Genomic DNA, 13,917 nt, shown 5'->3' with positions numbered 1-13,917 from the left:
TTGTCGACACGACAGCAGCCGCAACGGACGTTGCGACACGAAAGGATCGACCCTGGAGCGCCGCGACAGTTCGCCGCGACGGCCTCAGGCGCCTGGTCGCAGACGCCTCACGCAGCGCGCCAGCTCCTCCAGGCCGAAGGGTTTTCCGATGAGTTCGACGCCCTCCTCGGCCAGCTCCGGCAGGGACGCCGGATCAGCCTGGCCGGACAGGTAGACCACTGGCAGCCCAGGGGTGGTGGCACGGGCCTGTTCGGCCAGCTGCCGGCCATCCAGCCCGGCGAGGCCAAGGCTGGTCACCAGCAGATCGATGCGCAGGCTGCCGGAGGCGATCAGGGCCACGGCCGTGGCACTGTCGGCCACCGCCAGCGGCGTGTACCCCAGTTCGGCCAATACCTCGCCGATGATGACGCGGACCTCGCGCTCTTCCTCGACGATCAGTGCGCAATCGCCGGATACCTCCGGTAGCACCGGGCCTTCGGCGTCGTTGGCAGCGGGCTGTACCTCAGGCTGAGCCAGCAGCCGCGGCAGATAGAGGTTGATGCAGGTGCCCTCGCCCACCACCGAGTGGATTTCCACCTGGCCACCGGACTGGCGGACGAAACCGTAGATCATCGATAGCCCGAGGCCGGTTCCGCGACCGCTGGGCTTGGTGGTGAAGAAGGGTTCACAGGCACGTTTGAGGGTGTCGGCATCCATCCCGGTCCCCGTGTCGCAGACCTGGATGCGGACGAAATCGCCCTCCAGCGTCTCGATCGGCAAGCCGACGCTGAGTGGCCCACTGACGTTTTCCACGCGGATACTCAGGCTGCCGCCGTCCGGCATGGCATCACGGGCGTTGATGGCCAGGTTGAGGATGGCGTTTTCCAGCTGGTGGGGGTCGCAGTGCAGCAGCCAGAGATCGTCGGCGCGCTGGACCTCCTTGCGGATCTTCTTGCCCAGGCTATGGCGCAGCAGCTCGTGCATGTCCTGCACCAGCTGCCCGGCATCCACCGCGCGGGGTTCGAGCACCTGACGACGAGCGAAGGCCAGCAACCGCTGGGTCAGGGCCGCGGCGTTCTCCGCCGAGCGGGTAGCGGTGTCCAGGTAGCGTTCCAGCTCCTGGATGCGCCCCTGTTGCACCCGCCGCCGCATCAGGTCGAGCGAGCCGACGATACCGGTCAGCAGATTGTTGAAGTCATGGGCGATGCCACCGGTGAGCTGGCCGATGGCTTCCATCTTCTGCGCCTGGCGCAGCTCTTCTTCCAGGGCCACCAGCTCCCGGCTGCGCGCCTCGATACGCTCTTCCAGGTTGCGATTGAGTTCGTCCAGGGCTTCGCGGGCCCGTACGGTCTCGCTGACGTCGCGGGAGATGGACAGAAATTTCATGGGGCGCTGGTCATCGTCGAGAATCGGCGTGACCACCACGTCCCACCAGCGGCGGGTGCCCTTGGCGGTAGGTGCGAGCCCGGTGAAGCGACCGATGCCGCCCTGCCGCGCCGCCTCGATGGCGCCCACCACCTCGTAACGCTGCCCCTCGGGCCAGAGCTCGGCCCAGGGTCGGCCCTGGAAGGGAATGAAGTCATCGATCTCCATGACCATCAGGCCGCCCGGATTCATGTATTCCAGGCGCCCTTCGAGATCGATCAGCTTGATGCAGTCGACACTGCAGACCATGACGCTGCGCTTGAAGGCCTCACCCTGCCAGAGTTCGGCCTCGTGACGGCGCTGGGCGGTAACGTCCAGCATCACGCCACCGGCCTCGCGGCGCTGGAATTGCAGGCAACGCAGCTGACCGTCCGCGCTCTGGCGCCAGGCCTCCCACACCGTTCCTGGAGCAGGCAGCAGGCCCTCGGGCGGCGCGGTGCGGCTCTGCAGGCCGGCCAGCAGCTCGGCGGGCGCCAGGCCCCGGGCGAGCAGCTCGGCGTCCCATTCCAGCATGGCCGCACAGGTGGCGTCCGCTCGCCATTCGGCGCGGCAGGAATCGTATTCGAACAAGCCGACGGCAAGGAATTGGGACATGGTAGGTAGGTGGCCGGTTAGGAGAAAAGAGTCACCGCGAGGGCGAACAGAGGAAACCCGTCTAAATTAACAGTTTCAGCGTTTCGCTTCGCGCTGGCCTTCGACCACTGCGCCAGAAAAAGTACTCACTCGGTCGCGTTTTTCTCCACGGCATAGCGCCGCTCCAGACCGCTATGGCCCAGACCGACACCCTTGCGCACCTTGAGCTGCACGGGAATGCGCTCCTTGAGCGCCTCCACGTGGCTGATGATGCCAATGGTCTTGCCGCCGGCATTGAGCTGGTCCAGGGCATCGAGGGCGACCTCCAGGGTCTCGCCATCGAGGGTGCCGAAGCCCTCGTCGAGAAACAGCGAATCGATGCCGGTGCGCTGGCTGACCAGATCCGACAGGGCCAGCGCCAAGGCCAGGCTGACCAGGAAGCTCTCACCGCCGGAAAGGGTACGGATGTCGCGCAGGGCATCGGCTTGCCAGGTATCGAGGATCTGCAGCTCCAGCTCCGCCGCCTGCCGCCGGATCAACTGGTAGCGGCCGTGCAGGCGCCTGAGCTGGTCGTTCGCCAAGTGCACCAGGTGATCCAGGGTCAGCCCCTGGGCGAACTTGCGGAACTTGGCGCCATCGGCCGAACCGATCAGGCCGTTGAGGTGCTGCCAGAGGTCATGATCGCGCTCCTGGGCGGCAATCTCGCCCAGCAGGGCCTGCAGGCCGTCGCGTCGGCGGTCGTCTTCGCGCAGGGTCGCACCGACCTCGCCCTGGCGCTGACCAAGGGTGCGGAGTTCGGCGGTGGCGGCGGCCAGATCGGCATCCAGCTCGGCAGCGGTGCGCTCGGTAAGGGGCACGGCGCCTAGGCTGGCATGCCGTTCCCGGGCAGCTCCAGCCAGGGCACGCGACTCGGTCAGGGCGGTCTCGAGGCGGGTACGCTCCTCGTCCAGGGCATTGTGCTCGCTATCGTCCAGTTGCGCGGCGCGCCAGGCCTCGGCATCCGCGAAGGCGCTGGCGGCCAGGGCCGCTTCCCAACGTTCGCCCGCCTCACGGGCCAGGCGCGTTTCTCCGGCCAATCGCTCGTTCAGGGCCTGCCGGCTACCCTGCAGGGCCGCACCCTGTTCACGGCATTCCTCCCAGGTCTCGGTGGCCTCGCCCAGAAGCGTCGCTGCGGCCTCCGGTGCCACCGTGGCCGGTGCGATGTCCGCGGCACGCTCGCGCCAGGTCGCTACCAGGGGCGCCAGGCTGGCCAGGCGCTGAGCGATATCCTTCGATTGCTGCTGCAGCTCCTGCGCGCGCTGGCGATCGGCTTGCCAGCGACGCCATTCCTGTTCGCGCTGATCCAGCCACTCGGCGGCGCGACTGGGCAGCTCGTAGCCCCAAAGGGCCAGGTCCTCGGCCAGCTGACGCTCCGCCGTGGTCTGCTGCGTCTGGGCCGCGCGCTGTTCCTCGGCGCCTTCGGCCAGGCCTTGACGTGCCCGCTCCCAGGCCGCCTCGGCCAGGGCCAGGCGCTGTTCGGCATCGGCCTGCTGGCGCGCCAGGCGCAGGGCTTCCTGGCGACTCTCCTCGCCCTGCTGGCGCAGACCATCCAGGGTGGCGAGCACCTGCTGGATACGCGCCAGCTCCTGATCCTGCCGCCGCCGCAACTCGGCCACCGCGCCGGGCGCCTCGGGATCGGCGCCCAACGCCGTGCAGCGCTGGCGCCAGAGTTCGCCCAGTTGCTCCAGCTGTTGGCTGGCCTCGGTCTGCTGCTCATTGGCCTGGTCGAGCTGCGCCTTGAGGGCGACCAGGGCCTCGCCCAGTTCCTTGCCCTCCTGGGTCAGCCGCTCCAGTTCGGTCCGGGCCTCCTGCAGGGCCGTCTGGGTCGCCGAGACGTCCAGGGCGGCATAGTCGGCCACCGCCGGATGGTCGCGGGAACCGCACAGCGGGCAGGGTTCGTCGGGCCGCAAGTCGGCGCGCTGGGCCTCCAGGCTGCGAATGACCCTTTCCTGTTCCAGCAGCTTCTCGCGCTCGCGCACCTGCTGGGCCACCTCGCGGTAGCGACCGCGCAGGGCATCCAGCCGCACCTGGTGTTCGCCATGCTGACGCTGGCGATCGCCCTGGCTGCGCGCCAGGCGCTCCAGCTGGGTCTGCAGTTGCCGCCGGCGTTCGACCAGCTGATCCAGCTGGTCCACTTCGTTGACTCGTCCGAGCGCGGCCTGCCAGAGCGCGCGCCAGGCCTTTTCGTCGCGCCCGTCCAGCGCGGCCTGCCAGCGCTCGTCCTGGGCCTGCTCCGCCGCCTGGGCCTGGGTGGCCTGCTCGCGGGCGCGCGCCACCGCGACCTGCTGGGCCTCGCGCTCCTCGGCCAGGAGCTGCAGCTGACGGGTCTGTTCCTGTTGGCGCCGGGCCAGACGCGCCAGCGCCTCGGCTCTTTCGTCGCGCAGGGCCAACTGACTGCGCCAGTCGCCCAGACGCTCGCCCAGCTCGGCATGGCCGGTACGCTCGGCCAGGCTGGCGTCCAGGCGCCGTTGCTCGTCGAGGATGCGCGCCTGGTCCGTCTCGGCCTGGCGCAGCTGTTCGAGACTGGCGCCCAGGCCGTCGGCCAGCGCAGCAGCGCGGCGAGTGGCCAGGCTCTGGATGCGCTGATCGAGTTGCGCCTGTTCTTCCTGGCTGCGTTGTTCGCGCGCCTCGGCCTCGCGCCAGGCCTGCTCGATGGGCAGCAGCCGGGCCGCCGGTTCAGCCGCCGCCAGGCGCTGGCGTCGCGGCTCGGCGGCGTCCCAGGCCTGCTGCGCCCCGGCTAGGCGCGCCTGGGCCTCCTGCTCCCCCACCGCCGCCTGCTCCAATGCGGTCAGCCATTGCCGCTGGGTCTGCCAGGTCTTGAGGTCTTCACTCAATTGGCCCTCGCGAGCGGCCAGGCTGGCACCCTCGGCGGCCAGCGCCTGGCGGCGTTCGTCGTCCAATACCTCCACGCCGGCGACACGCTGGCGCAAGCCATCCAGCACGCCCTTGGCCTCTCGCGCGCGCTCGTAGACCCGCTGGGATATCTGGCCGTACACGGCGGTCCCGGTCAGCTCTTCGAGGAGTTCGGCACGTTGACTGGCACTGGCCTCCAGGAAAGCGGCGAAGCCACCCTGGGCCAGCAGCATGGAGCGGGTGAAACGCTCGAAGTCCAGGCCGGTGAGTTCTTCGGTGAGCCTGAGCTTATCGCCGGTTTTTTCGGCGAGGATGGTGCCGTCGAGTCGGGCCAGCTCGACCTTGGGCGGCTGCAACGCGCCATCGGCGCGATCCCGGGCCCGTCGCTGACTCCAGAAGGCCCGATAGCGCTCGCCACGCACGGCGAATTCCACCTCGGCGAGGCAATCGCCGGTATGGCGGGTCATGAGTTCGTTGCTTTCGCCGCCCACCTTGCTCATGCGCGGGGTGCGGTGATAGAGCGCGAGACAGATGGCATCCAACAGGGTGGTCTTGCCCGCCCCGGTCGGCCCGGTGATAGCAAACAGGCCACTACTGGCGAAGGGTTCGGCGGTGAAGTCGATCTTCCACTCACCCTTGAGGGAATTGAGATTCTTCAGACGCAGGGTGAGGATCTTCATCGGGCTTTTCCAGGTCGACTCGGCGAACCGCCAATTCTGGCATTGTTGGGCGCGCTCGCCCATGCCAACCGACCACTCGACCTGAGGTCGTACCCACTGCTGAACTTGTGCCCGCTGAGGTTCTCAACAGGAAGGTATCGCTCTGCAACTACCTTTTCCGGGAGGATCCGCCGTGCGCTCGCCCCTGTCTCCCTTCGATTTCCTCGGCATGCCCCTGCTGGTCGGTCTGGGCATCCTGGCGCTGGTCAGCTGCAGTGGCGGTCACAAGACCGCCGCGCTCTGGCAGCCGCTGGTGACCTGGCTGGTCTAGCGGGAAAAAGCCCGGCGATCCAGGATCGCCGGGTTGGCCACTACGGCATGAACACCGCTCTCATGCAGTTCTTGTCCTTGGACTTGAACAGCTCGTAGCCGTAGGGTGATTCCTCCAGGCTCATCGGATGGGTGAGCAGGTAGGAGGGATCCAGTTCGCCCTTCTGGATGTGTTCGAACAACCGCTCCACATAGCGCTGCCCCGGCTGCTGGCCGGACCTCAGGGTCAGGGCCTTGTTGACGATGGCGCCCATGGGAAACTTGTCGATCAAGCCGCCATAGACACCGATCACCGATACCGTACCGCCCTTGCGACAGGCGCGGATGGCCTGGCGCAGCGCCGAGCCGCGTTCGGTGTGCAGGCGCAGCATCTGCTTGGTCTTGTCGTAGGCGTAATCCAGCTGGGTGCCATGGGCCTCCATGCCGACACAATCGATGCAGCGATCCGGGCCACGGCCCCCGGTCAGCTCCAGCAGGGCTTCGTGGACGTTGGTGGTTTCGTAGTCGAGGACGATGGCGCCGGCCTTCTCGGCCGCCAGTTGCAGACGATCGCTGAAGCGGTCGATGGCGATGACCCGCTCCGCGCCCAACAGGTAGGCGCTGCGAATGGCCATCTGGCCGACGCCACCGCAGCCCCAGACCGCCACGGTGTCGCCGGGCTGGATGTCGGCGATGTCGGCGGCGTAGTAGCCGGTGGGCACGGCATCGGACACGAACACTGCCTGGGCATCGCTGACGCCGTCGGGCACCTTGAACAGGTTGACGTCGGCATAGGGCACCCGCACGTAGGTGGCATGGCTGCCGGCATAGCCGCCGAAGGCATGGCTGTAGCCAAAGATGCCGGAACAGGGCTGCCCATAGGCCAGCTCGGTCATCTCGGGTTTGGGATTGCTGTTGTCGCAGCAGTTGTAATCCTCACGCTGGCAGTGCTCGCAGTCCCCGCACCCGATGATGGAGACGGTCACCACTCGATCGCCCACGGCCAGGCCTTGGTTGCGCAGGCTACTGCCCAACTCGACGATCTCGCCGAGAAACTCATGGCCGATGATGTCGCCCGGCTTCATCGCCGGGACATAACCACCCAAGAGATGCAGGTCCGAGCCGCACACCGAAGACATGATGATGCGCACGATGGCATCGCGCGGATTGAGGATCTCCGGATCCGGGACGGTTTCCACCTGCAGACGGTTGGGGGCTTGCCAGGTCAGGGCACGCATCAGTTCGCCCTCCCCGGAGTACCGAGGCCGGCGTCGATGTCAGCCGAGGGTTCGTCGGCCGGGCGAGTCACCGGCGGATGGGGTGGCGCCAGCGGGCGACCGCTGCGCGAGACCTCGGGAGTAGCGATCTCGCCAGTTTCCAGTTGCTGCTTGAGGCGGCGCAGGCCGAGGTTGACCGCCTTGCCGGTGAAACGGCTGATGCCTTCGGTGACGGCATGGCCGAGCAGGCCGGCCGGGGCTTCGCAGGCCAGCACGACCTGCACCAGGGTGCCACGGCCCTGGGGCGCATCGCTGAAGGTAAGGCTGGCCTTGTGCGCCATGAAGGTGCCGGGCACGGTACTCCACAGAAGGAACTCGTTCTCGCGGCGCTCGCTCTGCTCCAGGGTCCAGTTCAGGGTGCGACCCAGGGGACCGGAGGCATGCCAGTGGCTGTCGCCATCGGCGCCCAGTTCGATGCGGTCGACGAAGGGCAGCAGCTCGCGCAGCTTCTGCAGGTCGGCGCAGTAGGCGAATACCTCTTCACGCGGCCGCGCAATGGTGACGCTGCGCTGGATGGCGGTGGGATTACGCCAGCCCCAGCGCTCGGCCAGGGCCTGCTCGAAGGGCGACGGCTGCAGCGCGGCCTTGAGCTCGCAGCGCTGACGCACGCCCCGGCTGAGTGCCATGGCGCCCAGGGCCATCTTCACGCAGCCGGCCAGGCCACCGCGGCGCAGGCCGCCAAGGATCAGCAGACCGCCGCCAAGCAGGGAAACCACACGTTCGGTGCCCTGGACGTTGGGGACCTGGTTGTCGGAACGCTCATGGCGCGTGGCGGCGAGGGGTTGGGATAGCTCGTGCATGGGGTCTCCTCCGGTATGGGCTACATAGAGAGGGTGACCCCAGCGCGTGGGACGTTGTTCCGAAGGGGAAAATCGGCCCGATGGACGCGTCTCGCTGCGATCAGGTCGGCAACTCGCCAAGAACCTCGCGGTAAAGGCCTTCCAGCCGGGTGCGCAGCTCGTCGTCGAGGGTCTCCTCGGCCAGGCGCTGGCTGAAGACGTCCAACGGGCTGAGTTCATCCAGCGTCTCGCGCTGGACGCCCTGCAGGGTCGGCGCCACCGTGCTACGTGCCCGGCGGACGCGTAGCACCTCCAGCGGCAACTCGGCTACCAGGGCCGTGATGCGTGGCTGCAGATCGGCCAGGTAGTCGTCACCGGCCACCACCACCTCGACCCACACCGGACACTCGGGACTGCCGTCGGCGGCCGCCTGAGCCAGGGCCGCGCCCAGGGTATCCAGATTGCCCTGCACCACCGCCAGGGGCTGGAAACAGGGTACGGCCAGCGGCGTGACCTGCTCCAGACCCGCGCCGAACTGCACCAGCAGGACCTCCTTGGCGCGCTCTTCGTCGAAGCTCAGGCAGAGGGGCGAACCACTGTAGCGCACCTGCTCCAGCCCTCCGACCCGCTGGGGCCGGTGGATGTGGCCGAGAGCGATGTAGTCCGCCGGCGGAAAGGCGCTGGTGGGAAAGGCATCGAGGCTGCCAACGTAGATCTCCCGAACCGACTCGCTGGCGCTGGCACCCACGGTGGTCAGGTGACCGGTGGCAATGATCGGCAGGGCGACGCCCAGCTCGGCGCGACGTGCCTCGGCCAGGCCATGGAGTTCGGCATAGTGCCCCTGGATGGCCTGTTGCAGCACCTGGCGCTTTTCATCGGCGCTCTGCCCGGCCTGGCTCTGCACCACGTCACGCGGCCGGACGAAGGGAATGCCACAGAGCAGCGCGCCGATTTCGCCATCACGGCGACGCAATTCCAGCAGTTGATCCGCCGGCGTCTCGCTGACACAGGGGATCACCCGGGTGTCCAGGCAGGCCAGCAATTCGCGGGACTCGGCCAGCACCGCGGCCGAATCATGGTTGCCGCCGAGCACCACCAGGCTGGCGCCGGTGCCACGCAGGGCGACGATGAAGCCGTTGTACAACTCGCGGGCATAGCTCGGTGGGGTGGCGGTATCGAAGATGTCCCCTGCCACCAGCACCACGTCCACCGCCTGCTCCTCCACCTGAGCCACCAGCCAGGCAAGAAAGGCGCGATGCTCGGCCTCGCGGGTGCGGCCGAGAAAGTGCTGCCCCAGGTGCCAGTCGGAGGTGTGCAGCAGGCGCAGGCCGCCACGGGCGGTGGCCTTGCGCGAGCGCTTGGAATTGGTTTTTTCCGCGGAGGCGGCGGGCAGATCGAACAACGGGAGGTTTTCCATGGGCAGGCGAGGTCAACGCGGCAAAGGGCGCAGTATCCTCCTCCCACCGCAGGGAGGGAAATACCGAGCGCCACGACCCGCTAGCGAGCGATCGGCAGCGGACCGGTCTGTCATCCTTCGCACGGCTGGCTGGCCGTGAGACGACTCCGCCTCACGGCCAGCGGGGCCAGACTGAGCAGACCCAGCACCGCCATCACCAGACCGACCCACAGCGGGGCTTGCAGGCCCTGGCCGGCGTCGATGGCAGCACCGCCCGCCCAGGCTCCCACCGCCAGTCCCGCCGTGATCACCGAGGTATGCAGGGTGTTGACCAGGGGCCCTGGCGTCGCCGCAGCCATTACCCGGGCGACCATCGCCGGATTGAGCGCCACCCCGGTCACGCCGATGAGCGCCAGGGCCACCAGGCTGACAGCCGGCTGTTCGGCGCCGTGAGCGAACAGGGCGAAACCCAGAGCCAGCACGGCCAGGCCAACGCCCTGGACCTTCAGGGTGTGACGATCGGCCAAGCGACCTACCAGTAGATTGCCCAGCACATTGGCGATGCCATAGCCCATCAGCAACCAGGGAATGGTGGTGGGCGCGAACCCGGTCACCTTGATGAGGATGGGTGAGAAATAACTGAACCCCGCGAAGGTCGCGCCGATGATCAGGCCACTGGTCACGTAGGCGGCCCAAAGCCTGGCACTGAGCAGGGTACGGAGTTCCCGGCCCAGCTGCCCGACGGCGTGGGCCGGTGCACGAGGCACGCACCAGCCGACCAGTAGGGTGCAGCAGGCTGCCAGTAGCGCGACCGCCCAGAAGCTGGCCCGCCAGCCGGCCTGTTGCTCGATCACTACCGTACCCGGCACACCGAAGACGGGCGCCAGCATGAGGCCGGACAGCACCAGCGAGGCCGCCCGTCCGCGGCGGTCCGGTGTGACCAGGGAGGCACCCAGGGTCAGGCACAGGCCGATGCTGGCGGAGCTGGCGACCCCCATGAGCACTCGACCCGCCGCCATCACCGGATAACTGGTGGCCAGCGCGGCCACCACGGCACCGATCAGATAGAGCGACAGCAGCCACAGCAGCGCCGACTTTTCCGCCAGCCGCAACGCCAGCAGCAGCAGGGTCAGCGGGGGACCACCCAGGGCCATGCCCAGGGCGTACCAGGAGATCAGATAGCCGATCTGGCCGATGGAAACGCCGAGATCAGTGGCTAGCGCCGGCATCATGCCAGCCACCATGAATTCGGCGGTGGTCAGCGCGAAGATGGTGAGGGCCAGCAGATAGACGAGACGAGGGATGGCGGGTGGGGCATTCATGGCGAGGAAAGCATTCCGGCAGAGAGGCGAGACAGGCGGTACGGGGCCAGCCCCGGAGGCGACGACGAGGCCCTCTGGACCTGCCGTGGTGGACGAGCGCGCGGGCCCGCCACAGGGGCTCGCCGGCGCGTTCGAGCGGTGCCCTGCCCCTGCGGCGGGTCGCGGTCGACCAGCGCCAGGGCGGGCGGCAAGGCGGGCACCTTAGTGGCTGCGACGCCGCTCGGTCAACGAGGCGGCGTCTGGCTCCGCACCGGGTCGCGCGGTCTGACGAAGGGAATGTCGCCGTGCAACAGGCCGATTTCATCATCACGACGACGCCACTGCAGCGGCCGATCCGTTGGTCAAGACAGGCAGATACCACAGCGGAAGGTTGCCCTTGGGTCGGCGAGGTCAAGGTGGCAAGGAGCGCCTTATGCTCCTCAAGGGCGTCGGAGGGGAACCCTGCCACGTCCTCGCCGGAGCCTGTTCAACCCTGGGGGTCGAGGCGCTGCCCGGAGTCGGCATCGAACAGATGCAGGTGCTCTTCCGGCACGCGCAACTGCAGCAGGCTACCCGGCGCCGGGCGTTGCTGATGGGGCAGGCGCACGACCAGCGGCTGGTCGCCCCAGCGGCCATGGGCCAGGTTGTCGGCGCCAAGGATCTCCAGCGTGCGGACCACCAGTGGCAGCCCCTGCCCCGGATCGCCGCAGGGCTGCAGATGTTCGGGCCGGATGCCCAGGCTGATCGAGCGCCCGGCCAGATGGCGATAGCCCGGACCCAGGGGTAGCCCCAGGCCACCCGGCAATTCGCAGTGGCTGCCGGCGGCGTTCACCTGGCCGTCCAGCAGGTTCATCGCCGGACTGCCGATGAAGCTGGCGACGAAGCGCGTCGCCGGGCGCTCATAGACCTCCACTGGCGTACCGAGCTGCTCGACCACCCCACCCTGCATGACCACCACCCGCTGGGCCAGGGTCATGGCCTCCACCTGGTCATGGGTCACATAGAGGCTGGTGGTATTGAGGCGCTGGTGCAGCTGCTGCAGCTCCAGGCGCATCTGCACGCGTAGCTTGGCGTCCAGGTTGGACAGCGGCTCGTCGAACAGGAACACCGCCGGATCGCGCACCATGGCGCGGCCCATCGCTACCCGCTGTCGCTGCCCACCGGACAGCTCCCGCGGCCGGCGTTCGAGCAGCTTGTCGAGTTCCAGGATGCGCGCCGCCTCCTTGACCCGGCTGGCGATCTCGGCGCGGCCGAGACCGGCGATCTTCAGGCCCCAGGCCAGGTTCTCGGCCACGCTCATGTGCGGATAGAGGGCATAGTTCTGGAACACCATGGCGATGCCGCGCGCCTTGGGTTCAAGCGCGGTCACGTCGGTTCCGCCGATATGGATGCTGCCGGCACTGACCCGTTCCAGGCCGGCCACCAGTCGCAGCAGGGTGGACTTGCCGCAGCCCGAGGGGCCCACCAGCACGATGAACTCGCCGTCCGCCACCTCCAGGTCGAGGGGCTGGATGACCTGGGTCTTGCCACCGTTCCAGCTCTTGGAAACGGCTCTTAGCTCGAGTTTTGCCATGGTTACTTTTCGCTATCCACCAGACCGCGCACGAAGGCGCGTTGCATGACCAGCACCACCGTCACTGGCGGGATCAGGGTGAGCAGCATGGCCGCCATCACCTGATTCCACTGCGGCGCCCGCTCGCCGAGCGAGAGCATGCTGCGGATGCCCGCCACGGCCGTGCCGAGGTCGGGGTTGCTGACGATCAGCAGCGGCCAGAGGTACTGGTTCCAGCCATAGATGAAGGTGATGACGAACAGCGCCGCCAGGTTGGTCCGTGACAGCGGCAGCACGATGTCGCGAAAGAAGCGCAGGGCCGAGGCGCCATCGATGCGCGCGGCCTCCAGCAATTCATCCGGCAGGGTCAGGAAGAACTGGCGGAACAGGAAGGTGGCGGTGGCCGAGGCCATCAGCGGCAGGGTCAGGCCGGCGTAGCTGTCCACCAGGCCCAATTGGCCGAGGGTGTCCACGGTGGGAAAGATGCGCACCTCCACCGGCAGCATCAGGGTGATGAAGATCAGCCAGAAGGCCAGGTTGCGCAGTGGAAAGCGGAACCAGACGATGGCGAAGGCCGAGAGGATGGACACCGACAGCTTGCCCAGGGTGATGCCCAGCGCCATCAGGAAGCTGTTGAACAGCAGCAGCCAGAAAGGCGCCGTGCTATTGCCTACGCCCTGGGTCCAGATCAGGCTGAGGTTGTCCCAGAGGTGGCGACCCGGCACCAGCGTCATGGGCGTGGCGAACACCGCTTGGTCGTCGAGGGTGGCGGCGACGAAGGCCACATAGAGCGGAAAGAGGATGACGGCGATGCCCAGCACCAGCATCAGGTGGCACAGCAGCGTCAGCCCACGGCGATTCTCGATCATTGATAGCGTACCCGGCGTTCGACATAGCGGAACTGCAGCACCGTGAGCACGATGACCAGCAGCATCAGCACCACCGACTGGGCGGCGGAGGCCGAGAGGTCGAGACCGGTGAAGCCCTCGCGATAGATCTTGTAGATCAGGGTGGTGGTGGCCTGCACCGGCCCGCCGTTGGTGGCCGCATCGATCACCGGAAAGGTGTCGAAGAAGGCATAGACCAGGTTGACCACCAGCAGAAAGAAGCTCACCGGCGCGATCAGCGGCAGGGACAGCTGCAGGAAGCGGCGCAACGGCCCGGCCCCATCGATGGCGGCGGCTTCCACCAGCGAGCGTGGAATGGATTGCAGCGCGGCGAAGAAGAACAGGAAGTTGTAGCTGATCTGCTTCCACACCGAGGCGAGCACTACTAGGAACATCGCCTGGCCGGCATTCTGGGCGTGGTTCCAGGCGTAGCCGTAGTGCTCCAGCAGCAGGGTGAGCAGGCCAAGGCCGGGGTTGAATAGGAAGATCCACAGCACCGCGGCGATGGCCGGAGCCACCGCATAGGGCAGCAACAGCAGGGTCTGGTACAGCCGGCTACCCCGTACCACCAGATCGACCAGGGCGGCGAAGACCAGGGAGACCAGCAGGCCGCAGCCGGTCACCAGGGCGCTGAACTTCAGGGTGGTCCAGAAGGAGGCCAGGTACAGCGGGTCATGGAACAGCTGGCTGAAGTTGTCCAGGCCGACGAACTGGCTGGATAGCCCGAAGGGGTCGAGGCTCTGCAGCGAATACCAGAGCGTCTTGCCGGCCGGCCAGAGAAAGAACACGGCGGTGATTGCCAGCTGCGGCGCGAGCAGCGCATAGGGCAGCCAGCCGGAGGGAAAGACCTGACGCGATGTGGACATGGGCAGGAAAGTCGTTGTGAGA

General features: G+C 67.6%; 10 protein-coding genes. 1 reads left to right on the top strand and 9 read right to left on the bottom strand.

Going from position 1 to position 13,917, the window contains the following annotated elements:
* Positions 1 to 84: 84 nt before the first annotated feature.
* The gene (locus ACWPW1_RS05590) at positions 85 to 1,998 is read right to left on the bottom strand and encodes an ATP-binding protein (protein ID WP_454252513.1); all 1,914 of its coding nucleotides are present in this window, start codon (positions 1,996 to 1,998) and stop codon (positions 85 to 87) included.
* A gap of 125 nt (positions 1,999 to 2,123) precedes the next feature.
* Positions 2,124 to 5,549: an AAA family ATPase gene (locus ACWPW1_RS05585; protein WP_454252512.1), complete on the bottom strand. Its 3,426-nt coding sequence runs from the start codon at positions 5,547 to 5,549 to the stop codon at positions 2,124 to 2,126.
* 172 nt (positions 5,550 to 5,721) lie between these two features.
* Here ACWPW1_RS05585 and ACWPW1_RS05580 point away from each other — a divergent pair, with 172 nt between their 5' ends.
* On the top strand, positions 5,722 to 5,859 hold the full coding sequence (locus ACWPW1_RS05580; RefSeq protein WP_156428931.1) for a hypothetical protein: 138 nt from the start codon (positions 5,722 to 5,724) through the stop codon (positions 5,857 to 5,859).
* A gap of 40 nt (positions 5,860 to 5,899) precedes the next feature.
* On the opposite strand, the gene ACWPW1_RS05575 is transcribed toward ACWPW1_RS05580, so the two are convergent.
* From ACWPW1_RS05575 to ugpA, 7 genes are all read right to left on the bottom strand, one after another.
* Positions 5,900 to 7,075, bottom strand: a complete 1,176-nt coding sequence (locus tag ACWPW1_RS05575; protein WP_059313823.1) for a zinc-dependent alcohol dehydrogenase — start codon at positions 7,073 to 7,075, stop codon at positions 5,900 to 5,902.
* The gene (locus ACWPW1_RS05570) at positions 7,075 to 7,914 is read right to left on the bottom strand and encodes an SRPBCC family protein (RefSeq protein WP_313649847.1); all 840 of its coding nucleotides are present in this window, start codon (positions 7,912 to 7,914) and stop codon (positions 7,075 to 7,077) included. Before ACWPW1_RS05570 ends, ACWPW1_RS05575 begins: the two co-directional genes overlap by 1 nt.
* Positions 7,915 to 8,014: 100 nt before the next feature.
* The gene (sbcD, locus tag ACWPW1_RS05565; protein WP_434776594.1) at positions 8,015 to 9,220 is read right to left on the bottom strand and encodes an exonuclease subunit SbcD; all 1,206 of its coding nucleotides are present in this window, start codon (positions 9,218 to 9,220) and stop codon (positions 8,015 to 8,017) included.
* Between the two features lie 200 nt (positions 9,221 to 9,420).
* A complete protein-coding gene (locus ACWPW1_RS05560; protein WP_434775910.1) occupies positions 9,421 to 10,611 on the bottom strand; it encodes an MFS transporter in 1,191 nt (396 codons plus the stop codon).
* A gap of 466 nt (positions 10,612 to 11,077) precedes the next feature.
* Positions 11,078 to 12,163, bottom strand: a complete 1,086-nt coding sequence (locus ACWPW1_RS05555) for a sn-glycerol-3-phosphate import ATP-binding protein UgpC (protein WP_434775909.1) — start codon at positions 12,161 to 12,163, stop codon at positions 11,078 to 11,080.
* Between the two features lie 2 nt (positions 12,164 to 12,165).
* Complete coding sequence (gene ugpE / locus ACWPW1_RS05550) at positions 12,166 to 13,011, bottom strand: sn-glycerol-3-phosphate ABC transporter permease UgpE (protein ID WP_434775908.1); 846 nt, start codon at positions 13,009 to 13,011, stop codon at positions 12,166 to 12,168.
* On the bottom strand, positions 13,008 to 13,895 hold the full coding sequence (ugpA, locus tag ACWPW1_RS05545; protein ID WP_434775907.1) for a sn-glycerol-3-phosphate ABC transporter permease UgpA: 888 nt from the start codon (positions 13,893 to 13,895) through the stop codon (positions 13,008 to 13,010). Before ugpA ends, ugpE begins: the two co-directional genes overlap by 4 nt.
* Between the last annotated feature and the right edge of the window lie 22 nt (positions 13,896 to 13,917).

Source organism: Pseudomonas sp. Marseille-Q7302, assembly GCF_965111925.1.
Note: the sequence above shows the minus strand (reverse complement) of the source record. Positions and strands in the feature narration are given on the sequence as shown.